This is a genomic window from Botrimarina hoheduenensis (assembly GCF_007859815.1).
GTDB classification, from domain to species: Bacteria; Planctomycetota; Planctomycetia; order Pirellulales; family Lacipirellulaceae; genus Botrimarina; species Botrimarina hoheduenensis.
This window is the reverse complement of sequence record NZ_SJPH01000002.1, coordinates 236,930-257,853: the sequence shown is the minus strand read 5'-3', so window position 1 is coordinate 257,853 and position 20,924 is coordinate 236,930. Positions and strand designations below refer to the sequence as shown.

At 62.3% G+C, this 20,924-nt stretch carries 16 protein-coding genes; 9 read left to right on the top strand and 7 right to left on the bottom strand.

Features of this window, described 5'->3' with window-relative positions; genetic code table 11:
- The first annotated feature begins 322 nt into the window (after positions 1–322).
- Positions 323–2,422 (top strand): elongation factor G, encoded by a 2,100-nt coding sequence (gene fusA, locus Pla111_RS04860; RefSeq protein WP_146571958.1) that lies wholly within the window; start codon positions 323–325, stop codon positions 2,420–2,422.
- Positions 2,423–2,834: 412 nt separating this feature from the next.
- Here fusA and Pla111_RS04855 read toward each other — a convergent pair.
- A protein-coding gene (locus Pla111_RS04855) for an IS5 family transposase (RefSeq protein WP_146571956.1) occupies positions 2,835–3,603 on the bottom strand; the annotation gives its coding sequence in 2 pieces (ribosomal slippage) (positions 2,835–3,215 and positions 3,217–3,603; 768 coding nt in all).
- A 175-nt stretch (positions 3,604–3,778) separates the two neighbouring features.
- Between Pla111_RS04855 and Pla111_RS04850 the strand changes: the two genes are divergently transcribed.
- The 3 genes from Pla111_RS04850 (at position 3,779) to Pla111_RS04840 (ending at position 6,592) form a co-directional block, all read left to right on the top strand.
- The gene (locus Pla111_RS04850; protein ID WP_146571954.1) at positions 3,779–4,351 is read left to right on the top strand and encodes a hypothetical protein; all 573 of its coding nucleotides are present in this window, start codon (positions 3,779–3,781) and stop codon (positions 4,349–4,351) included.
- A gap of 406 nt (positions 4,352–4,757) precedes the next feature.
- On the top strand, positions 4,758–5,159 hold the full coding sequence (locus Pla111_RS04845; RefSeq protein ID WP_146571953.1) for a hypothetical protein: 402 nt from the start codon (positions 4,758–4,760) through the stop codon (positions 5,157–5,159).
- A 65-nt stretch (positions 5,160–5,224) separates the two neighbouring features.
- Positions 5,225–6,592 carry a PQQ-binding-like beta-propeller repeat protein gene (locus Pla111_RS04840; protein WP_146571951.1) on the top strand — a complete coding sequence of 456 codons (1,368 nt, stop codon included), beginning with the start codon at positions 5,225–5,227 and terminating at the stop codon, positions 6,590–6,592.
- A 37-nt stretch (positions 6,593–6,629) separates the two neighbouring features.
- Here the strand turns inward: Pla111_RS04840 and Pla111_RS04835 are convergent, their stop codons facing one another.
- The 5 genes from Pla111_RS04835 to Pla111_RS04815 all read right to left on the bottom strand — a co-directional run bounded on the left by Pla111_RS04835 (position 6,630) and on the right by Pla111_RS04815 (position 12,522).
- Complete coding sequence (locus Pla111_RS04835) at positions 6,630–7,487, bottom strand: universal stress protein (RefSeq protein WP_146571949.1); 858 nt, start codon at positions 7,485–7,487, stop codon at positions 6,630–6,632.
- 247 nt (positions 7,488–7,734) lie between these two features.
- Positions 7,735–9,669 carry a sulfate adenylyltransferase subunit CysN gene (cysN, locus tag Pla111_RS04830; RefSeq protein WP_146571947.1) on the bottom strand — a complete coding sequence of 645 codons (1,935 nt, stop codon included), beginning with the start codon at positions 9,667–9,669 and terminating at the stop codon, positions 7,735–7,737.
- Between the two features lie 254 nt (positions 9,670–9,923).
- Positions 9,924–10,832: a sulfate adenylyltransferase subunit CysD gene (cysD, locus tag Pla111_RS04825; RefSeq protein ID WP_261342114.1), complete on the bottom strand. Its 909-nt coding sequence runs from the start codon at positions 10,830–10,832 to the stop codon at positions 9,924–9,926.
- A 137-nt stretch (positions 10,833–10,969) separates the two neighbouring features.
- Positions 10,970–11,344 carry a hypothetical protein gene (locus tag Pla111_RS04820; RefSeq protein ID WP_146571943.1) on the bottom strand — a complete coding sequence of 125 codons (375 nt, stop codon included), beginning with the start codon at positions 11,342–11,344 and terminating at the stop codon, positions 10,970–10,972.
- Positions 11,345–11,400: 56 nt separating this feature from the next.
- Positions 11,401–12,522: a DUF1559 family PulG-like putative transporter gene (locus tag Pla111_RS04815; protein WP_197524758.1), complete on the bottom strand. Its 1,122-nt coding sequence runs from the start codon at positions 12,520–12,522 to the stop codon at positions 11,401–11,403.
- Between the two features lie 295 nt (positions 12,523–12,817).
- Between Pla111_RS04815 and Pla111_RS04810 the strand changes: the two genes are divergently transcribed.
- Together Pla111_RS04810 and Pla111_RS04805 are read left to right on the top strand one after the other, a co-directional pair.
- Positions 12,818–13,555 carry an FKBP-type peptidyl-prolyl cis-trans isomerase gene (locus Pla111_RS04810; RefSeq protein WP_197524757.1) on the top strand — a complete coding sequence of 246 codons (738 nt, stop codon included), beginning with the start codon at positions 12,818–12,820 and terminating at the stop codon, positions 13,553–13,555.
- A 364-nt stretch (positions 13,556–13,919) separates the two neighbouring features.
- Positions 13,920–15,542 (top strand): hypothetical protein, encoded by a 1,623-nt coding sequence (locus tag Pla111_RS04805; RefSeq protein WP_231930752.1) that lies wholly within the window; start codon positions 13,920–13,922, stop codon positions 15,540–15,542.
- Between the two features lie 132 nt (positions 15,543–15,674).
- Here the strand turns inward: Pla111_RS04805 and wecB are convergent, their stop codons facing one another.
- A complete protein-coding gene (gene wecB / locus Pla111_RS04800; RefSeq protein WP_146571939.1) occupies positions 15,675–16,814 on the bottom strand; it encodes a non-hydrolyzing UDP-N-acetylglucosamine 2-epimerase in 1,140 nt (379 codons plus the stop codon).
- Positions 16,815–17,117: 303 nt separating this feature from the next.
- Here wecB and Pla111_RS04795 point away from each other — a divergent pair, with 303 nt between their 5' ends.
- From Pla111_RS04795 to Pla111_RS04785, 3 genes are read left to right on the top strand one after another with little or no spacing between them, the layout of a single operon-like run.
- Entirely contained in the window at positions 17,118–18,605 is a 1,488-nt protein-coding gene (locus tag Pla111_RS04795) for a lipopolysaccharide biosynthesis protein (RefSeq protein WP_146571937.1), read from the top strand.
- Positions 18,606–18,643: 38 nt separating this feature from the next.
- Entirely contained in the window at positions 18,644–19,708 is a 1,065-nt protein-coding gene (locus Pla111_RS04790; RefSeq protein ID WP_146571935.1) for a nitroreductase family protein, read from the top strand.
- Positions 19,705–20,913 carry a polysaccharide pyruvyl transferase family protein gene (locus Pla111_RS04785; protein WP_146571933.1) on the top strand — a complete coding sequence of 403 codons (1,209 nt, stop codon included), beginning with the start codon at positions 19,705–19,707 and terminating at the stop codon, positions 20,911–20,913. The genes Pla111_RS04790 and Pla111_RS04785 overlap by 4 nt, the downstream gene beginning before the upstream one ends.
- The last annotated feature ends 11 nt before the right edge of the window (positions 20,914–20,924 follow it).

Genomic DNA, 20,924 nt, shown 5'->3' with positions numbered 1-20,924 from the left:
GGAATGCCGGCCAAGAATCGGGCGATTTCCGTGCCAAAATCGGCCTATTCCGTCGCCGCAGGGTCGCTAAGATACAGGACTCGCGATGGCGTGCGAGGCGCAACGAGGGGGCACCCTCGGCTGCAGATTCGTCGGCCAACGAAGATTGGCCACGGCTTGCCGGCGGTCGCCTTCGTGTGGTGATCCCCGTAGAGGATTGGCCTCTTGCGGTAAATTCGTCCCACACCCGTCGCCCGTCCTTCCCGCTTCCCTCCCCGTTTTTCTCCGTTCTGTTTACCGCGCTGAGCGTACAGCTCAGCCAGCGGTGCCCAAGGAACCGACCATGAACCTCGCGAAAGTTCGCAACATCGGCATCTCGGCCCACATCGACTCGGGCAAGACGACCCTCAGCGAGCGGATCCTCTTCTACGCCGGCCGGATCCACAAGATCGAGGACGTCCGTGGCGGCGGCGACGGCGCGACCATGGACCACATGGAGCTCGAAAAGGAGCGGGGCATCACGATCACGTCGGCCGCCACCTCGCTCGAGTGGAATGGCAACAAGATCAACCTGATCGACACCCCGGGCCACGTTGACTTTACCGTCGAGGTGGAGCGCTCGCTCCGTGTGCTGGACGGTGCCATCCTGGTGCTGTGCAGTGTCGGCGGCGTGCAATCGCAGTCGATGACCGTCGACCGCCAGATGAAGCGCTACAACGTTCCGCGTCTGGCGTTCATCAACAAGATGGACCGCACCGGATCGAACCCCTTTAGCGTGGTCGATCAGGTCCGCAAGAAGCTGGGTGCCGACGCGGTGCTGTTCCAGCTGCCGATCGGAAAAGAAGACAACTTCAAGGGCGTTGTCGACCTCGTTGCGATGAAGGCCTACTACAACGAAGGCGACAACGGCGAAACCATCCGCGTTGAAGAGATCCCCGCCGACCTCAAAGAGCAGGCCGAAGAATACCGCCACGCCATGCTCGAAGCGTTGTCGATGTACGACGACTCGATGATGGAAAAAATGCTGGGCGAGGAAGAGATCACCGCGGAACAGATCCACAAGACAACGCGGCACGCCGTTATCAATTGCGCCTTCACCCCCGTGTTTATGGGCTCGGCGTTCAAGAACAAGTCGGTCCAGCCGCTGCTGGACGCCGTCAACCTGTACCTGCCCTCGCCCAACGAGGTGACCAACTCGGGCAACGACCCGAAGGAAGAGGGCAAGCGGATGAAGCTCCAGCCGGACCCCACCAAGCCGCTCGTGGCGATGGGCTTCAAGATCACCGACGACGAGTACGGCCAGCTCACCTACACCCGCATCTATCAGGGCAAGGTGGAAAAGGGCGGCACCTACTACAACCAGCGTTCGGGCAAAAAAGAACGCTTCAGCCGTCTGGTGCGGATGCACTCCAACAAGCGTGAAGAGATCGATGCGGCAGAGGCCGGCGATATCATCGCGGTGATGGGCATCGACTGCGCCTCGGGCGACACTTACTGCTCCGAGCCCAACTACTGCTCGCTCGAGAACATCTTCGTCGCCGATCCGGTCATCAAGATGTCGGTCCAGGCGCTCTCGCGTGACAACACCGACAAGCTCAGCAAGGCCCTGCAGCGGTTCCGCAAGGAAGACCCCACCTTCCACGTCTTTACCGACGACGAAACCAACGAGACCGTGATCGCCGGCATGGGCGAGCTGCACCTCGAGGTTTACGTCGAGCGGATCAAGCGTGAGTACGGTGTGGAGGTTGAGGTCGGCGCCCCCAAGGTCAGCTACCGCGAGAGCGGCCAGCAGCCCTTCGCCTTCGACCACAAGCGCAAGAAGCAAACGGGTGGCTCGGGTCAGTACGGCCACATTGTTGGCGAGATGCGGCCCATGACCGAAGAGGATCGCGTCAAGGCCGAGGGCTCGGAGATGTTCTTTGAGGACAAGGTCACCGGCGGACGCATCCCCAAGGAGTACATCCCCGCGGTCAAGAAGGGCTTCGAGGAGATGATGGACAAGGGCCCGGTCGCCGGTTATCCGGTGGTGGGCATGACCATCGAGCTCCGCGACGGCTCGTACCACGACGTTGACTCCAGCGACATGGCGTTCAAGCTCACCGCCCGGGAGTGCTTCCGCGAGTACTTCAGCCGCATGAAGCCGGTGCTGCTCGAGCCGATCATGAAGATGGAGATCGAGTGCCCCGAAGACTTCCAGGGCTCGGTGGTCGGTCAGGTCAGCAGCAAGCGGGGCATGATCGTCGAGACCGAGACCAACAGCGGCCTGACAAAGATCCTGGCCGAGGTCCCGCTGGCCGAAACGTTTGGCTACTCGACCGATCTGCGCAGCATGACGCAGGGACAGGGCAGCTTCACCATGGAGCTCTGCAAGTACGCCCCCGTGCCGTCGAACATTCAGGAAGAGATCGTCGCCGCCCGCAAGGCCGAGATGCAGCCCGCCTGATGCCGCAGCCCACCGGCCGCAGAAAGCAGCTGCCGAACAACCCGATTCTCTCCGGCCGAGAGCAAGCCCGCTTGCTCTCGGCCGTTTTTTGTTGGTGTTGGCCTGAGGTTTGAGCGGAGCGAACCGGCGGTCGGTTGGTCTAAACAACTGCATTCGCAGCCTGACCAAACCTTCTCAGGACGACGCCAGTTGTGCACGATAGCTGTCTCCAGAGCAGTGTCGAAGCTTCTCATCTGCAATCTCGAGCAGTACTTGAAGAGGCTTTCGTTTAGTGGCTGCTTGAAACAGTTGAAGGCTGCCTCCGCACGAGCTTCTTCTTTGCTGCAACTAGCACTCGACGTTCGGCCTCAGCTCGATGGGCAGCCCAATCGATAGCTGCGAGATGCTTAGAAGCTGTCCAATAAGCATCTTTTCATAGCCGCTTGACCATCAATTGGATCATGGCGACCTGGACGAAAGCTTCGTCGCTTTCGATGGTCGGTTCAAAGGACTTGGCGAGGCGCCGCGATCGATTGAGCCAACCGAAAGTGCGTTCGACAATCCAACGCTTCTTCTGGAGCACGAACTTGCCGCGAGGACGCGTCACGATCTCCACTACCCACAGCCACTTCACCAACGCCCAATCAACGACCGACCGGTACGCCGTGTCCGCCCAGATGACCTTCGGGAACTTGACCGACTCGCGAAACGCCGCCAGGGCCAGCTTCGCCCCGTCGCGGTCTTGCACGTCGGCCGGCGTAACCACCAGGGCCCAGACGAGGCCGAGCGTATCAACGACAACGTGCCGCTTGCGGCCGAGCACTTTTTTTTCCGGCGTCGTAGCCGCGAGGCCCGCCTTGCTCGGTCGTCTTAACGGTCTGGCTGTCGAGGACCGCCGCGGTGGGCTTGGGCGATCGTCCCACCTTCTCGCAGACCCGCTCGCGGAGCTTCGCGTGCAGCCGCTCCCACGTGCCGTCCGCCTGCCACTTGCGGAACCAGTGGAAGACGATCCGGTAGGGCGGAAAGTCATGCGGCAGGCCTCGCCAGGTGCAGCCGTTGCGCGTCACGTAGAGGATCGCGTTGACGATCTCACGCTTGCTGTACTTCGACGGGCGGCCAGTGGCCCCGTCGGCGGGGACCCAGGGCTTCATCCGTCGCCACTGGTGGTCCGTCAGGTCGGTTGGGTAGGGCGTCCTGATCATAGATGGGACGGTAACCGCTCTCGACAACGGCTCAAATAGCAGTTATTGGACAACCTCTGAAGCCTTCTGAGGATAGCCGGACGATTTGGAAGATGTTAGCCGACGGAGCTTCGAACGAGCATGCTTTAACTTATAGAGTGCGATACGAGTTTCAGGCCACGGATAGCAACGCCTAATGAATACCTCCGAACGCATCGTCGAAGCGTACTTTCGGCACTGCCTCGATTGCTTCACGATGACCGATGTGAAGGTCGCAGCGGGCAACAACCGGCAGCTCGATTTGGTGGCGCTGCGGTTCAAGACGGGTGAGTCTTATCATGTCGAGACGTCGGTGAAGATCGCGGGCTTCTGTCCCGACCTGACGAAGCTCGAAACGGCTTTCGAGCACAAGTTCTTCGGGACGCCCAAGAAGAACGAGAAACCGACCGGCGATCACGCCCTGGGTAAAGACTACCGACCCGCCGTCAATCGCGCCTACAAGCGGCTTGGCCTGACGCCGTCCAAAGTACAACGCGTTTATGTGTGTTGGGCGGTCAAAGGACCAAACGAGACCGAACTCGCGGCCTTCTGCCGCAGCTTTAGCCGGCGCTATCACTTGGGCAAGAATCCGATCCAGGTGTGGAGCTTCCGAGACCGCATCTTACCCGAGCTGACGGCCGCGGTCGGCACTTCGAATTACGACGACGACGCACTGCGGACGCTAAGCCTGCTCGGTGCCGCAGAACGCCAGAAGGGGCGAAAGTATTAGTTTAGGTTCGTCAAGACCAAGGCTCCTAGGCTTCATCGACCGATGCCTAAGCTAACTGCCCCAGGTGTGAGCCACTGGGGCAGCGAAATGTGGTCGGAAAAACCTGCTCTCGGTTGCATCGACTTCGGTGAGTTTTGGTTCGTCCTAAGTTCTGAGCATGCATTGTCCGCGCCGACCTTGGAGTTCTGCCAAACTCGCGCCGGGTGCCACAGCTGGCTTGCCCAGCGGTGCTTTAGCGGGTACGTGGCGTCCACTACCGGACAAGCCGGACTGTGGCACCCGGCGCAAGGCGAGAGGTAACGCCCGCTTCCAGCGCCCCTACAAACCGCCAAAAGCGCCGCCGCGGCGGGTGGAATGCGGGCATTTCTGCCCCTGGTAATTTTGCCCCCTGAGTATACTGAGGGGCGTGAGACCGCTCCTGATGAACCTCGTTCAGCGTGTATCCCCCCTGTGGCTCATCGCGGCGGGGCTGGCGGGGGTTGCGCTCGTGAGCGCCGGTTTCACGGTGCCCCTCTTGGCCTGCCTGCTGCTGGTGGGATTGGGGGCCGACGCCGATCTGGGCCGACGCTACCAGCGGGCGGTCGCCACCGACCCCGCCGGCACCGACCCTGCGCTGTTCGCCGCCACGCTCCGCTCGCTCCATGCGGCGCTCTACGCGGGCCTGCTCTTTACGGCCTGGGGCGCGCTGCTTGACGCCTCGAACCGGCTGCTGCCGGGAGCACCGTCGCAAACGCTGCTGGCGTTCGACTTGGTGCTGTGCATCACGCTGGTGGTGATTCGCCTGCGTCGAGGGGTCGCGCCCGCCTGAGCGGTTTTGGGGTAGAATCCGGCTTGCACCGATTCCCCTCCCGCTCCACCGGCTGAGACGCTCCCATGGCTCGTTGTACTGCGCAGCTCTTACTCGTTGGTTGTTTGTGTCTGGCGACCGATCGGCTCGTGGCCGATGACTGGCCGCAGTGGATGGGCCCCCAGCGCGATAATGTGTGGCGCGAGAGCGGCGTACGCGACGACCTGCCGGCCGAAGGCCTAACGCCCAAGTGGAGCGTGCCGGTGGATTTGGGTTACGCCGGCCCCGCGGTGGCGAACGGCAAGGTGTACGTCTTCGAGTACACGCGCTCCGAGGGAGAGATCACCAACAACCCGGGCGGTGCCGACCAACTGCTGGGAACCGAGCGGCTCCGCTGCCTTGATCAGCAATCCGGCGAAGAGCTCTGGCGGTACGAGTACGAGCGCCCCTACAGCATCTCCTATCCCAGCGGCCCACGTTGCACGCCGACCGTTGATGGCGACCGCGTTTACGCGCTCGGTGCCGAGGGGGACCTGACATGCCTCTCGACGGCCGAGGGTACCGCGCTCTGGAAGGTCAACTTTCAGGAACGGTTCGATGCCAAGACGCCGCTGTGGGGGCATTCGGCTCACCCGCTGGTGGTGGGCGATACGCTGTACTGCTTGGTCGGTGGGCCGGGCAGCTTGGTGGTCGCCCTCGACAAGCACACGGGCGAAGTCCAGTGGAAGGCGCTCGATAACGACCAGCAGGGGTACTGCCCCCCCTCGATGATCGAGCACAACGGCCAGCCGCAACTGGTTGTCTACTACCCGAAGGCGGTGGCAGGGCTCGATCCGGCAACGGGCGATGAGCTGTGGAGCGTGGCGATTGAGCCGGCTTACAGCATGTCGATCGGGGCCCCGACCAAGGTGGGCGATCGGCTCTTTGCCACCGGGCATGGCGGCGTATCGGTCTTCTTCCAGCTGCCTACCGAGTCCGGCGGCGATGCCCAGGTGCTGTGGGCCGGCACGCCCAAGACCTCCATCGGGGCCGCCAACATGACCCCCCTCGCCGATCCCGCCGGCAAAGTGATCTACGGCTGTGACTCTCGTACCAGCGAGCTGATCGCTATCGATCTGGCCGACGACGGCGCGCGGCTGTGGAAGACCCGCAAGCCCACCCTGGGCGAAGACGGTGTTGGCAAGCAGGGCCGCGTGTTTCACGGCACGGCGTTCCTCGTGCGGCAGGGCGATTCGGATCGGTACTGGATAGCGAGCGAAACGGGCGACCTGATCCTCGCCCAGCTGACACCCGAGGCGTATACCGAACTCGGACGCACGCCGCTCGTAGCGCCCACCGGCGAGACGTTTGGCCGCCCCGTCGTGTGGAGCGCGCCGGCGTTCGCAGGCGGCTGCGTGTTCGCGCGGGACGATAAGCAGCTGGTCTGCCTCGACCTCTCGGCCGACGGCGGCTGAGCGGAGAACCGCCCAGCCCGCCGCCAGGCCAGTGGGGTCACTGAGACAGGAACAGCGGCAGGTCCGAGCGTCGGATCGCTTCGATCATCGTGTCGCCCAGCACTCGGCGCGCCATCAGCGTGCGATTGCTGTTGCCCATCACGACCAGATCAGCCGACCATTCGTGAGCGACCTGCAGCACCCCCTCGCGGGGATCGGTCGGCTGGTACTCCAGCTCGACCTCGACCCCGTGATCGGCGAAGTAGCTCGCCGCGTGCTGCAGGTGTCGCTGCCGACGCTCGTGGTCGGGGCCGAACGCCGCGATGCGGATCGTCGCCTCGGGCCATAGACCGAGCTGGGCGAAACGCCGCATGGTCTTGGCCGACTCGTTCGAGCCGCTGTAGGCCACCAGCACGCGGCGTATCTTCCGATGGGTCTCGCCCGAGGCGATCATCGGTCGCACACCGCCGGTGATCAACCGCACCAGCGACGATACCGGGTCGTAGTGCGACTCTCCCTCGACACCGAACTCGAACAGCCCGCGCAGCCCCAGCACGGTCAGGTCGTGATACCGGGCGAGCGAGGTCAGGTAGTCAAACGGCTCACGTCGCTCCTCGCGGCGGACTTCGTAGGCGATTGCCGCATCGCGGCACGCCTGATGGAAGTGATCGATCGCGGCTTCAACCCGTTCGTGCATCTGCTCCACGCGGTGATGGCGGAGGTCGGCCGCGGCAGAGCCCCCGCCGATCGGCACCGGTCCAAGCCGTTGCACATGCCGCAGGTCGGCGACCGTCACGCCGGTCAGGCTAGCGCCGTGACGCAGCGCCAACTCGATCGCCATCTGCGTCGCCGACTCGGTGTAGCAAGCGTCCTGGGCTTCGAGACCGCCCAGCCCCAGCAAGATCCTGCGGATCATTGTGTCGCCCTCCGCCGCTGGTAGACGGACGTGAGCGAGTCGCCGCGGCCGATCGGCTCGCTCGCGAAGAAGAGAAATCGACAACCCGTTCGCAGCACCGCTTTTTTCGAGAGCGATGCTTTGAAATGGGCGACTGCCGACTACTAATACTATACATGAGACGGGCAGCGGAAGCGCTGACTATCCCCGCGGCGAATCGCCGCGGCTCAGCAAACTCACTCCCGTAGCGCGGACCCGCGGCCTCGCGTCACACCACGCCGCGTGCTTTCAGCAGCCGGATGATCGCGGCACCGCAGCCCTCGATCGATTGCTCGGCAGGGTTAACCACCAGATCGGGGGCCGCGGGGGGCTCGTACTCGAGCGACACCCCTGCCAGCTTCGTGATCTCGCCGGATTCCGCCTTGGCGTAAACGCCCTGCTCGTCGTGCTCACGCCGCCACGCCTCGGGCGAGTCGACATGCACACAGATAAAACGTTCGGCCCCAATCACGTCACGCGCCTTGAGACGCACCGCCTCTTGCGGGGCCACGAAGGCCGCGATGGTGATCAGCCCGGCTTCGTTGAGTGTCTTGGCAACCTCGGCGGCGCGACGCAGGTTCTCGCTCCGATCCGCGATCGAGAAGCCCAGGTCACGCGAGAGCCCGCGGCGCAGCGTCTGGCCATCGATCACGGCTACCGCGCGACCGGCGTCAAACAGCTGTCGCTCGATCGCCGCGGCGATCGGCGTCTTGCCCGCGGCGGGCAGACCAGTGAGCAACACCGTAACGGGCTTCTGCCCGTAGCGCGCGTGACGCTCTTCGGGCGTCACAGCGCTCGGGGCTTCCACGAGCCCCGCGGCCGCCTCTTTCTCCCACAGGTCTTCTTCGACCGCACTCTTACGATCGAGTATCATGCCGGCACCAACGGTCACATTGGTCAGGCGATCGATCAGAATGAACGCTCCCATGCCGCGGTTGCGGCGATAGCTGTCCAGAGCGATCTCGTCGTCCAGCCGCAGCTCGCAGCGCCCGATCTCGTTGAGGTCGAGCGTCGGGGTGGGTGCCCGGTGCAGCGTGTTGACATCGATCCGATAGCGGAGCGTCGTCACACGGCCGGGCGTAAGCCTTGTGCCGTGCTTCACCAAGTACTCGGTGCCGGGCGTAAGCGGCGTCTCGGACATCCATACGATCGAGGCGTCGAAGCGGTCGGCGACCGTCGGCACGTTATCGGGCCGGACAACCGTGTCGCCCCGGCTGATATCGACCTCATCCTCGGTAGTGATCGTCACGGCCAGCGGTGCGAACGCCTCTTCGAGCTCGCCATCAAAAGTGACGATCGACTTGATACGGGTCCGTTTTCGCGAGGGAAGGGCAAGAATCTCATCGCCCCGCGACACACGCCCCGAAGCAATCGTGCCGCAGAAGCCCCGGAAGTTCAGGTTCGGCCGATTGACGTACTGAACTGGCATACGGAAGTCGATCAGGTTGCGATCCGAGGCAATGTGGACGTTCTCCAGGTGGTGCATGAGGGTCGATCCCTCGTACCACGGAGACTTATCGCTCCGCTCTAAGAGGTTCTCGCCGTTGAGCGCGCTGATGGGGATGAAATGCTGGTCGGGCATCTCCAGACGCGTGGCGAACTCACGGTACTCTCGCTTGATCTCCTCAAAACGATCCTCGGACCAATCAACAAGGTCCATCTTGTTGATCGCGACCAGGACGTGCTTGATGCCCAGCAGCGAAACAATGAACGAGTGCCGTTTGGTCTGGGTCATCACGCCGTGCCCGGGGCGCGCGTCAACCAAAATAATGGCCAGGTTGCAGGTGCTCGCCCCGGTTGCCATGTTGCGCGTGTACTGCTCGTGGCCGGGGCAGTCCGCGATGATGAACTTTCGCTTAGCCGTGCTGAAGTAGCGGTACGCCACATCGATCGTGATGCCCTGCTCGCGTTCGGCTTTGAGGCCGTCGGTCAGCAGGGCGGGGTCGAACCCGCCACCGGTCGTGCCGAACTTTTTGGAATCGACCTCGAGCGCGGCAAGTTGGTCTTCGTAGACCATCTTCGAGTCGTAGAGCAGGCGGCCGATGAGCGTGCTCTTACCGTCGTCAACGCTGCCGCACGTGAGGAACCGCAACAGCTCCTTGTGCTCGTGCTGCTTGAGGTAGGCGTCGATATCGGTGGCGATCAGCTCGCTCTTATGACTCATAAGTAGATCAGTAATGATGCTAAGGCGTTGTGGTTCGTACGTTGCCGATGCTTAGCAGGGAAAGTTAAAAACGATGCTGCAGCAGAGAGACACGGAGGAACGCTAATCAGACGCTAATCGGTGCTCATCACTATTTGTGGATGGTCGTGTGACTCTCGTGATTTGGGTTCGACCTAGGTCCCGGCCTACTTGCATGTCCATGGCTTTGTTGTTCACGAGGCAAGAGTCCGCCTCGTGCAATTCGCCTTCCACACTCAGTAGTATCCCTTGCGCTTCTTTTCCTCCATCGAGGCGCCAGGATCTTTGTCGATCACGCGCCCCTCGCGTTCGCTGCGCGTGGCAAGGAGCATCTCTTGGATGATTTCCGGGAGGGTTTGCGCCTGGCTGCGGGTCGCACCGGAGAGCGGATAGTCGCCCAGCGTGCGGAACCGCACCCAATGGGGCTTGGCCGTCTTGCGTAGCTCTTCCGGCATGCGGTCGTCGTCTACCGCGATCAGGTTGCCCTCGAACTCGACGCAGTCGCGCTCCTCGGCAAAGTAGGCGGGAACAATCTGGATGTTCTCCAGGTGGATGTACTGCCAAACGTCGAGCTCGGTCCAGTTCGAGAGCGGGAACGCGCGGATCTGCTCCCCTTTGTGCACCAGGCCGTTGTAGAGGTTCCACAGCTCGGGACGCTGGTTCTTGGGGTCCCAGGCGTGCTTGCTGTTGCGGAACGAGTAAACGCGCTCCTTGGCCCGGGCCTTTTCCTCGTCGCGACGGCCGCCACCAAATGCGGCATCGAAGTCGTACTTGCCGAGCGCCTGACGCAAGGCACCAAGGTTCATCACTTCCGTGAACACCTTGCTGCCATGCAGGAAGGGGTTAAGCCCTTGTTCGAGCCCCTCTTGGTTGGTGTGCGAGAGGCACTCCATACCCAGCTCGCCGATGACGTGCCGATCGCGGAACTCGTACATCGAACGGAAGTTCCATGTCGTATCGATCAGCAGCAGCGGGAAGGGCGGCTTGGCCGGATAGAACGCCTTGCGTGCCAGATGGAGCATGACACACGAGTCCTTGCCCATCGAGAACAGCATTACCGGCGCGCGGAACTCGGCGACCACCTCGCGAAAGATATGGATGCTCTCGGCTTCGAGCTGCTTGAGGTGCGTGAGGTTGTAGGACAACGGAAGCGTGGCGGGGTTAGGGGGTGTGGGCGGGCCAATCGGCCGGGGGCGCAAGCTGGCTATCATCCCGAGATCGCTGCAACGCGTCCACCCGAGTCGTGCCCTGGGAGATGCCCTGCGGGCGGGTCCGCTTGCTTTCAGCTTTGCCCCGCCAGCAGATAAGCCGCCCCGCAAAGACTCAAGAGGGCTCCCCCCCACCGCAAAGCCGCCCGCCAACGCCGCGGGGCGTCCGCCGCCTCGACCAAGCGATTATCCAGGTCAGCAAACGAGACCCGGGCTGCCCGCAGGGCGTCCTGACTGGCCTTGCCCTCGGCGGGGACCAGCGACAGCCGATGCAATTCTTCTGAAGCCTGCTGGTGCGCCTGGGCATCGGCCGGCGACCACGGCACCGTCCGCAAGCGGGATTCGGGCGTGAAAGCTGAGGCGGCTAACGCCAGCAGCCCCAGCAGCAAGCTACCAAGCGCTATCCCGCGCATCCGGCTAGCAACGGGCTTGGGGGAGCTCGATTTCATGCGGAAAGCCTAGCGACCGGTCACGCAAAACCCCAGGGCGAGGTCCTTCCGAAAGGCTAATTACCCGACAGATTCGTCGGCCGTGCGTGTGACGTGCCCACGTACTCATCCTGGATGCCGATCAGCATCGACATGGCGATCGGATCGATGTCGTCGGGAAGCCAGCCGATGTGTCCGTCCAAAAACGCGGCGTTGACCCCCCCGGGGTGCGCACTGCGGGGGGCTGCTGACTGATAGCCGGCGGGGCCAGCGGGATACTTCCAACGATCGCACGGCATGTGGGCGAGTTGCGCATCCGGAAGATTCTCTTCGGGGCAACGCATCAGAATATCAACGTTGGGCCCACGGTGGTTGGGCGTTTGCGACTGGTTGGCATAAGAGGACTGAGCAAAAAACTGTGACTGCCAACTCCGGCCACTGGCGGTGTCGTGATGCATGTCCATCGACACGAGCGAGGCGGCGTTCCAAGCCAACGCCCACACGCCGCGCTCGTCTTGCTCGTGCGGCAGGGTCCGCACTTCGGTGAAAGCCACCGTGGTGCTCAGGCCGTCAACGATCCTGGCTACCGGGTTACCTCCCACGATGATCGGTCCGGGAAACAAGAGCTGGCTGTCGTTATGAAACGGAGTCGTAAACGCGGCGTAATTCCCCTTGGAGAAACGCCGGCCGGCGGTGTGCTCCTCGTCCTGGTAGAACCTCCCGCCCGCTTGATCGGACCCACAAACGAGTGACTCAACGACGGTCGTTGCGGGCGTGTTCGGTTGGTCGAACGCCGAACGCGTTAAGTCGAAAGCATCGTAGAGGGCCGTCTCTTCCAGAAACGGCAGGAGGAGTACGGCCCAGCTGTGCTTGAGCCCGCGCCGCTGATCGACCGCTTCGCACCAGGGATTAGCCGAGTCAATCGGCCAGGGGATGCGGTCAAGCAGCCCCGCCGGGGGGAGGGTTCCGCGGGCCGACTCATAATTCGCCGACGCCAGCGCGATCTGCTTCAAGTTGTTGACGCACTGGGTACGGCGGGCGGCTTCTCGGGCCGATTGAACGGCCGGCAACAATAGTGCCACGAGCACCCCGATGATCGCGATCACCACTAACAGCTCGACAAGCGTGAACCCACGCCCACGAGCCACCACGCGCAACGCAAGCTTGGATCGGCTCGAGGCCGCTAATCGGCGTGACATCGCTAGGCTATCGGCTGACATGCGCGATCCGCTCCGCTAGCTGTGCCGTCGGAGCCTCTTTATAGAGATAAGCCGTATCGGGGCGTTCTGTGCGATCCCCAATTGCACTACCAGTATAGCGACCCGTTATGCGTCAAGCAGCAATCGAACCAGCACCGGCGAGACAAAACTCGGGGGCAGTGCCGAACCAGGGCGAAGTTTGCTACGTTGAAGGGACCGCGGGCGAGGGTCCGCGGATACCCCGCTGGGTTTGTATTTCGACCTCCGCCGATCGGGCGGGCACGGAGAACAAAAGATGCGCGTTCGCAACGGTGTGGTCGCTCTGATGCTGCTTTCATATGCCGGCATCGTCGGGGCACAAGACGCACTGCCCCAGCCGGGAGTTCAACCCGAGGGCGCCCCGCCCGCCAATGCCGAACAGCAGTACCAGCAACAATTGGGCTACTGCTTAGGACTGGACTTTGGCACGCGGCTTCGCGCTGACTCGGTCGAGGCCGATTTTGCCGGCATCGTAGCCGGGATCCGCGACGCCCTGACCGGCGCCGCTCCGCAGCTCTCCGAAGAGCAGATCGCGGCGGTCATGAACCGTTTTCAACAACAGCTAGAGCAGAAAGCCGAGACACGCATGGCCGATATCGCCGCAGAGAACGAAGCCAAAGGCACCGCCTTCCTGGCCAAGAACCGCTCCGCCGAGGGCATCCAAGAAACCCCGAGCGGCCTGCAGTACCGCGTTATCGAGGCGGGCGCGGGCGAAGCCCCCGGTCCGACCGACGTGGTCCGCTGCCACTACGAGGGCACGCTGATCGACGGCAGCGTGTTCGATAGCTCTTACAAGCGGGGCCAACCCGCCGAGTTTGGGGTCAATCAAGTGATTTCCGGCTGGACCGAGGCCCTGCAGATGATGCAGCCCGGCGCCAAATGGGAGGTTTTTCTGCCCAGCTCGATCGCCTACGGGCCACGCGGTGCCGGCGGCGCAATCGGCCCGAACGAGACGCTGATCTTCACGATCGAGCTGCTCGGCATCGTCGAGTAGCCCGCTGAGGGGTTACCAAAACCGCCCCGAGCGGGCATTACAGGGCAAAATATGCCCAAAAACTGCCCTGCTTCCGCGTGATTCAGCAACCGTGGCCTAACCTTGCCGCGAGTGCCGGGGCGAAGTAGCTCCGGTCAGCTGCGGCGTTCCGCGAGTTAGGTTGGCGAAGATTTTGCAGAAATGGCTATCTGGGAGTTCTGGGTCCCAGTTGCTTGACGCATGTTCTGCGCAGGATAGAATCCCGTTTCGTCACACATACGCAACCTGCCTATGCGTAAGGCACTTAAGCGTCACCCGAACTAAGCCTCAGGTCTAGCGGGACGCCAAAGCGATTTGATTTCTCATTTTTTGGAGGACACCCCCGATGCTGCGTAGTTTGTTCACTTTGTTGCCGGCCTTGGCCCTGCTGGCAGCTCCTCTGGCGGCGCAAGCCTGCGGGGATTGCGGTTGCGGCTCGGCGGCTTCGGCCGCAGCGGATTGCGGCTGCGGTGAAGCAGCAGCCGGTTGTAGCGATGGTTGCGGCGGCTCGGCGACAGCCGGAGCCGGTTGCGGCCAGACCATGGTCACCAAGACCGTCATGGTCCCGCAGCAGGTCACCGAGATGCGTACGGTCAACACGACCGAGTACACGACCGAGACGCGCGAGCGTTCTTACACGGTCATGACGCGTGTCCCCCAGACCGAAGAAAAGACCCGCACCTACACGGTCATGGTCCCCGAGACCAAGACCAAGACGGTTGAGTACACCGTCATGACGCAGGTCCCCGAGACCAAGACGGTCGAGTACACCGTCAACGTCCCCTACACCGAGCAGGTCGAGCAGTCCTACACGGTGATGACGCAGGTTCCCGAGGAGAAGACCCAGACGTACACCGTCATGGTCCCCTCCTACGAGGACAAGGAAGTTAGCTACACCGTCATGACCCAGGTTCCCGAGGAGAAGACCTCGACCTACACCGTTCAGGTTCCCTACACCGAGCAGGTCGAGCAGACCTACACGGTGATGGTTCCGACCTACGAAGAGGTTCCCTACACCTACACGGTTAGCGTTCCTCACACCGAGACAATGACCGGCTCGCGTACGGTCACCAAGCGAGTTCCCGTCACCACCATGAAGACCGTTCAGGTCTCGGGCGGTCACTGGGAGACGCAGATGGTTGAGGTTGGTTGCGGCGGCGGTTCGGCTGCTTCGGCCGGCTCGGCCTGTGGCGGCGGTTGCGGATCGGCCTGCGGTGGCTGTGGCGACTGCGGCGGTTGCGGTTCGTGTGGAGGTTGCGGCTGTGCAACCAAGACCGTCTGCAAGAAGGTTTGGGTCCCCACTTGCGAGACCAAGGAAGTTCCCTGCACCACTTACGAGTGCGTGACCGAGGAAGTTCCTTACACCTACAACGTGACCAAGTGCACCACCGAGGAGCGCTCCGCCACACGTAAGGTCTGCAAGATGGTCCCCGAGACCAAGACTCGCAGCGTCACGGTTACCAAGTGCCGTGCTGAAGAGCGCACCAACACCTACACCGTGATGAAGTGCGTCCCCACGACCCAGACCAAGACGGTCAAGGTGTGCAAGATGGTCCCCGAGACCAAGACCCGCACCTACACGGTCATGAACTGCGTCCCCGAGACCAAGACCCGTACGGTCACGGTCAACAAGTGCCGCACCGAGACCCGCTCCAAGGAAGTCACTGTCACCAAGTGCGTCCCCACGACGCAGTCCAAGGAAGTGACCTACACCGAGTGCGTGCCGCAAGAGAAGACCGAGACCTACACGGTCACGACCTACGCTTGCGTCCCCGAGACCAAGACCAGCACCTACACCGTGCAGGTCCCCGTCACCGTTACCAAGGAAGTCCCGGTCACCGTCTGCAAGATGGTTGCCCAGGAAGTCACCGTTGCTGTTAGCAACGGCTGTGGTTCGGCCTCGGCCGGCTGCGGCGGTTCGGCATGCGGTGGTTGCAGCGCTCCGGCTTCGGACTGCGGTTGCAACTGAGTTGAGTGACCCCAAAAATTAGCCCCGGGTCGCTGACCCGGGGCTAATTCAAAACGACAGCGGGGGCCGGTTTCGCAAGAAACCGGCCCCCGTTTTTTATTGCCGCGGTTCGTGGAAACGCGGGCGACTCTGCTAACCCAAGAAGGCTTCGCACGCGGCGACGATCCGCTCGGCGGCGTGGCCGTCGCCGTAGGGGTTCTGGGCTTCCGCCATCCGGCGGTACGCCGCCTCGTCGGTGAGCAGTTCGCTCACGCCATTGACGATCGCATCCGCCACGGGACCCACCAGGCGGACCGTGCCGGCATCGACCCCTTCGGGCCGCTCGGTCGTATCACGCATCACCAGCACCGGCTTGCCGAGGCTGGGTGCCTCTTCCTGCACGCCGCCGGAGTCCGTCAGCACCACATGACTGGCCGCCAGCAAAGCGACAAACTCGCTGTACGGCTGGGGCGGCAAGAGCCTTACGTTCGCCAGCCCCCCAAGCCGCTCGTGCACTACTTCGCGCACGTTCGGGTTGAGGTGAACGGGATAAACAAAGAGTGTGGCGGGGAACCGGGCCGCGAGGCGGGCGATCGCGTCGCAGATCTGCTGAAAGCCGCCGCCAAAGTTCTCGCGCCGGTGGCCGGTGACGAGCACCATGGGCGCGGCAAACAAATCGGCCCCGCCAAGCCCACACAACCCGGTGCGAAGCGCTACGCCGATGCCGGGGTCCGATTGCCGCTGGCGTTCCATCTGTAAGGCATCGATGACGGTGTTACCTGTCACGTGAATCGTGGCAGGATCAACGCGTTCCGCCAGCAGATTATCGCGCGAGCGCTCGGTGGGGGCAAAATGCAGGGCGGCAAGCGGGGTGGTGAGCACGCGGTTGCCTTCCTCCGGGAAGGGGCTCGCGAGGTTGCCTGTTCGCAGCCCCGCCTCGACATGGCCCACGGGCACCCGCCGATAAAATGCCGCCAAAGCGCCCGATAGCACCGTGGTGGTGTCCCCTTGAACGAGCACCATCCTCGGGTCGAGCGATACAAGGGTCTCGTCTAGCGCGGTCAGCAACCGTGCTGTGAGCGACGCTAACGTCTGGTTCGGCTGCATCACCGCCAGGTCACGGTGCACATGGATGCCAAATAGCGAGATCACTTGGTCGATCAGCTCACGGTGCTGGCCCGTGTTGATGACAATCGGCTCAAGCCGATCGGAAGCCGCCAACGCTGCCACGACGGGGGCGAGCTTGATGGCTTCGGGGCGGGTCCCCATCAAGACGGCGACGCGATGGCGCATAGCGAAGGTTTCTAGCGAGAAAAGCGGGGCGGTGGGCACCAACGGGTTGGTCCGAGACCTTCCAGCATAGTTGCGGGCTTCCCCGCGGTCGCGGCCGGTTTGCGAGGCTGGCTACAAACCTAGCGATTGTGCGGAATAGGGCATGCCATTATCTGCTGCCCGCAGCGGGCGGTCTGTTGCTGTGAGGAGCAGGGCGGCGGATACTGGGAACTCGCGCCGGTCGATCGGCGTCACTAAAGCCCCGGCATCGGCCGGCCTTTGGTTATCTGACCACCCCCGCTTTCGATTATCCCGTCACGCACCTTGGCCCGAGTCGACTACTTCTCGAGCGAAGCCCTCTCGACGGGTCTCCGACAAAAGACGGTCCGGGGCGGGGCCTGGACGATCGGGGCCCAGGCTGCCTCGATCATCGTCGCGCTAGCCGCACAGCCAGCACTGGCGCGGTTGCTGGATCAGACCGACTATGGCCTGCTCGCCATGGTGGCGGTCTTCACCAATTTTGGCATGTTGTTGGTCAACGCGGGCTTGTCCATGGCGACGGTCCAGCGCGATGAGATCACACACACCCAGGTGACCAACCTGTTCTGGATTGCAACGGCGTTGGGCGTCGTGATAGCCGCTTTGGTTGCGGCCTCCGCCCCCGCGATCGCGTTTTTCTACGGGGAGCCGGAGCTGCTGGGTATCACACTCGCGTTGTCTCTCACGTTTGTTCTCAGCGGGATGACAATTCAGCATCAGGCGCTATTGCGTAGAGGGATGCAGTTCCGTGAACTGGCCGCCGTACAAATTGTTTCGGTGGTATTGGCTCAAGCGGTTGGCATCGGCTGGGCTTGGCACTATCGCGGTGAAACGAATGACTATTGGGCGCTTGTCTGGATCCCGATCGTCTCTTCGCTGACACTGATGCTTGGATACTGGCTTGTTTGCCACTGGCGTCCGGGCAAGCCGGCGCGTGGCGCTGGCACCCTTGAGCTCGTCTCGTTCGGGGCCGATGTCACCGGTTTCAACGTGGTGAACTACTTTGCCCGCAACGTTGACACACTGCTCATCGGTTGGTGGTACGGTGCCGCGCCGCTGGGCGCTTACGACCGCGCTTATCGGCTGTTCCTCACGCCGATCACGCAAACAATCGGACCGATCTCAGGCGTTGCGATTCCGGCTCTTAGTCGTGTCGTGGAGCGACCCGAGCGTTACCGCGAGGCTTATCTGAGAATCTTGCAGCCGCTGATGCTCATGCTGTGCCCCGCGGTGCTGTTCATGATGGTTTACGCCGAGGAAGTTGTTGTGCTGGTGCTGGGCGCTAAGTGGATCGATGCGGCTCCGATCTTCCGGGCTCTGCTGATCGTGGGCGTCGTCCAGCCGTTCACCAATGCGGTGAGTTGGATCATGTTTTCTCATGGCCGAAGCCGAGACGTGCTGCGACTGGGCACTCTGGGAGCGGCGATCAAGGTTGCGTCGTTTGCGATCGGACTCCCGTGGGGACCGATCGGCGTAGCGCTCAGTTATGCGATTGTCGGCGTGTTTATTCACACGCCCCTGGCTGTGTGGTACGTCACTCGAACCGGACCGATCAGTTGGAAAGATCTGGTGCGGGCGTTTGCTCTGCCGCTGGCGATCGGCATCGTCGTGGCGGCGACCGCATTGGCCGCTAAGTGGCGTATCGCCTATGAATCCTCAACGATCAACCTGCTGATCGGGTTAGCAATCTGCGGCGTGGTCTGGACGTTCACGGTGGGTAACACCAAGGCGGGCAAGTACACTATTGCAGAACTTCGCCAAACCTTGCGCTGAGGCGATCCCGCGCTCGCTTTCTTTTTTCGACCCCTGTGATGAGCCTGACACCGCTAAAAAATCTGGTTCGCGCGCTGTTGACTCGGATCGACAGCGTTGCGCTGCGCGTTTGCGAGCGATTCCCGTATCTCTCCAATCTCTACTACTGTTTCAGTCGCGATTTTGAGAAGGAACACCACGCCGTTATTGTCGGCCGAAGCCGCTATTACCAAAGCGTACGTGGTGCATCCGACCTGGGACATCGATACCGCCTGCGGCGAAACACGCACCGCCTTGAAAAGGGGCTCATCTCACGACCGCTCCGCGATGTCTTCGCGCGTGATTACGTGGGCGAGACGATCGCCTCGTTCGAGTACCTGTATTCCAATGTCAAAGAGCGCGACGACCTCTACCTGTGGAGCGAATCGGTGCTGCGTTCTTACTTCACCGCGGTGAAGCCGGATATCGATAAGGGCATCGACGAACTGCGTGGGCGCTTCGCAAAAATAGCTGTTGAGCCCTCCTGCGACGCCGAGCCACGGGCTCCCTACCTGCGGGATCAAGCTCCGCTGCGTACCACGGTCGATGACCTGTTGGAACTTGCCAAAAGACGCCGCAGCGTTCGTTGGTACGAGCCAAGGCAGGTTCCCCGCGAGGCGATTGATCAGGCCGTGGTGGTGGCAGGATACTCGCCGAGCGCCTGCAATCGTCAACCTTTCGAGTTCCGCGTGTTCGATGATCCTGCATTAATCGCTCAGTTAGCCGACGTGCCGATGGGAACCCGTGGCTTTAGCCATCAGTTCCCCGTGTTCATTGTGATCGTTGGCAAGCTCCACGCTTATCCTTTCGCTCGTGACCGGCACGTGATCTACATTGATGCTTCGCTGGCGGCCATGGCATTGGAATACGCGCTTGAGGTCCAGGGGATCGCCACTTGTTCGATCAACTGGCCCGATGTTCGCAGCCGAGAAGTCGCCATGGCGAAGCTGCTCGGCCTAAAGCCTGACGAGCGCGTTGTGATGTGCATCTCGGCCGGGTACCCGGACACCCAGGGGCTTGTTCCCTACTCACAGAAGAAGCCGCTCGACGAGCTGCGTTCCTACAACCGAATGGCAAACGGATGATTGTCGAGGTACGCGGTGCGGGCTTCTCGAACAAGGGTGCCGAACTGATGCTCCGCACAGCCGCCAAGCGGCTCCGAGAACGCGATCCTGCCGTGCAGATCGCGATCGAGCCCACTGAGGGTGCGCGCTTTGCCGAGCGGTCGCAACTCGGGCTGGCGGCCATCTACCCTAGCAGCAATCTGCTGAGCGGTCGGCTGCGCAGCGCTGCGCTGCGTTCCCGCTGGATTCGCAGCCTGGCCTTCCTGCCGATGCGCGCTTCTCTGCCACAGCAAGCCGACTCGATGCTCGGATTGATCGATCGTAAACAAAGCGATGCTTTGATCGACATTGCCGGCTACGCTTACGGTGACAAGTTCCCTCCGGTGAAGACACGCGTCGCAGCGGAAGCTGCCGCCGACTACGCTCGACGAAGCAAGCCAGTCATCTTCATGCCGCAGATGTTCGGGCCGTTTAAAAATGCCAACGGAAGAAGCTGGTTCAGTCGAGCCGCGGATCGATCTGATCTGCTTTACGCTCGAGACCAGGTTTCTTATGACATGGTACGCGAGGTGATTGGCGACGATCCGCGGTTACGTCTGTGCCCCGACATGACCATCGCCAGCCTTCCCCCGGAAGGGACCATCACTCTACCGAAGGAAGGTACAGCGCCTTACGCCTGCATCGTCCCTAACGAACGGATGGCCGAGCAAGGCCGTGCGGAATGGGGAGACAAGTACCTGAGCCGCTTGCATGATGCGTTGGTGAGGATTTCTCAAGCAGGTCTACGCCCCGTAATCGTCATCCACACTAGCGATCCGGGCGATCGCCAGATGGCTGAACACCTAAAGGCGCAACTCGCGGGTGCCGATGCAGAGATTTTTGATAACCCCGACCCTTATGCCCTTAAGCTCAAGCTGGGCGGCGCTCGCTTCCTGGTGGGGTCTCGATTCCACAGCATCGTCGCGGCTTTATCGATGGGGGTGCCCGCTGTGTCTCTCGGATGGGCGCATAAGTACGAGATGTTGGCTCGAGACTTTGGCGTTGAACGCCTCATGCATCGCGGTGCCGACGCACCCGAGCACCTTATCTCGCTAGTTGATGAGCTGATCGACCCCTCGGCTAACGAAGCGCTCCGCGAGACGATTCGCGTACGCGGCGACGCCTGTCGGAGCAAAGTCGAGGAGATGTGGGCTGCAGTGCACCAACTCTTGGAAGCCACTCGCTAGCCATCGGGAAT

Bases quoted from the DNA above. Each gene is read 5' to 3' on its own strand.
- fusA (WP_146571958.1), top strand. From the start codon at position 323: ATGAACCTCGCGAAAGTTCGCAACATCGGCATCTCGGCCCACATCGAC.
- Pla111_RS04850 (WP_146571954.1), top strand. From the start codon at position 3,779: ATGAATACCTCCGAACGCATCGTCGAAGCGTACTTTCGGCACTGCCTC.
- Pla111_RS04840 (WP_146571951.1), top strand. From the start codon at position 5,225: ATGGCTCGTTGTACTGCGCAGCTCTTACTCGTTGGTTGTTTGTGTCTG.
- Pla111_RS04835 (WP_146571949.1), bottom strand. From the start codon at position 7,487: ATGATCCGCAGGATCTTGCTGGGGCTGGGCGGTCTCGAAGCCCAGGAC.
- cysN (WP_146571947.1), bottom strand. From the start codon at position 9,669: ATGAGTCATAAGAGCGAGCTGATCGCCACCGATATCGACGCCTACCTC.
- Pla111_RS04820 (WP_146571943.1), bottom strand. From the start codon at position 11,344: ATGAAATCGAGCTCCCCCAAGCCCGTTGCTAGCCGGATGCGCGGGATA.
- Pla111_RS04815 (WP_197524758.1), bottom strand. From the start codon at position 12,522: ATGTCACGCCGATTAGCGGCCTCGAGCCGATCCAAGCTTGCGTTGCGC.
- Pla111_RS04810 (WP_197524757.1), top strand. From the start codon at position 12,818: ATGCGCGTTCGCAACGGTGTGGTCGCTCTGATGCTGCTTTCATATGCC.
- Pla111_RS04805 (WP_231930752.1), top strand. From the start codon at position 13,920: ATGCTGCGTAGTTTGTTCACTTTGTTGCCGGCCTTGGCCCTGCTGGCA.
- wecB (WP_146571939.1), bottom strand. From the start codon at position 16,814: ATGCGCCATCGCGTCGCCGTCTTGATGGGGACCCGCCCCGAAGCCATC.
- Pla111_RS04790 (WP_146571935.1), top strand. From the start codon at position 18,644: ATGAGCCTGACACCGCTAAAAAATCTGGTTCGCGCGCTGTTGACTCGG.
- Pla111_RS04785 (WP_146571933.1), top strand. From the start codon at position 19,705: ATGATTGTCGAGGTACGCGGTGCGGGCTTCTCGAACAAGGGTGCCGAA.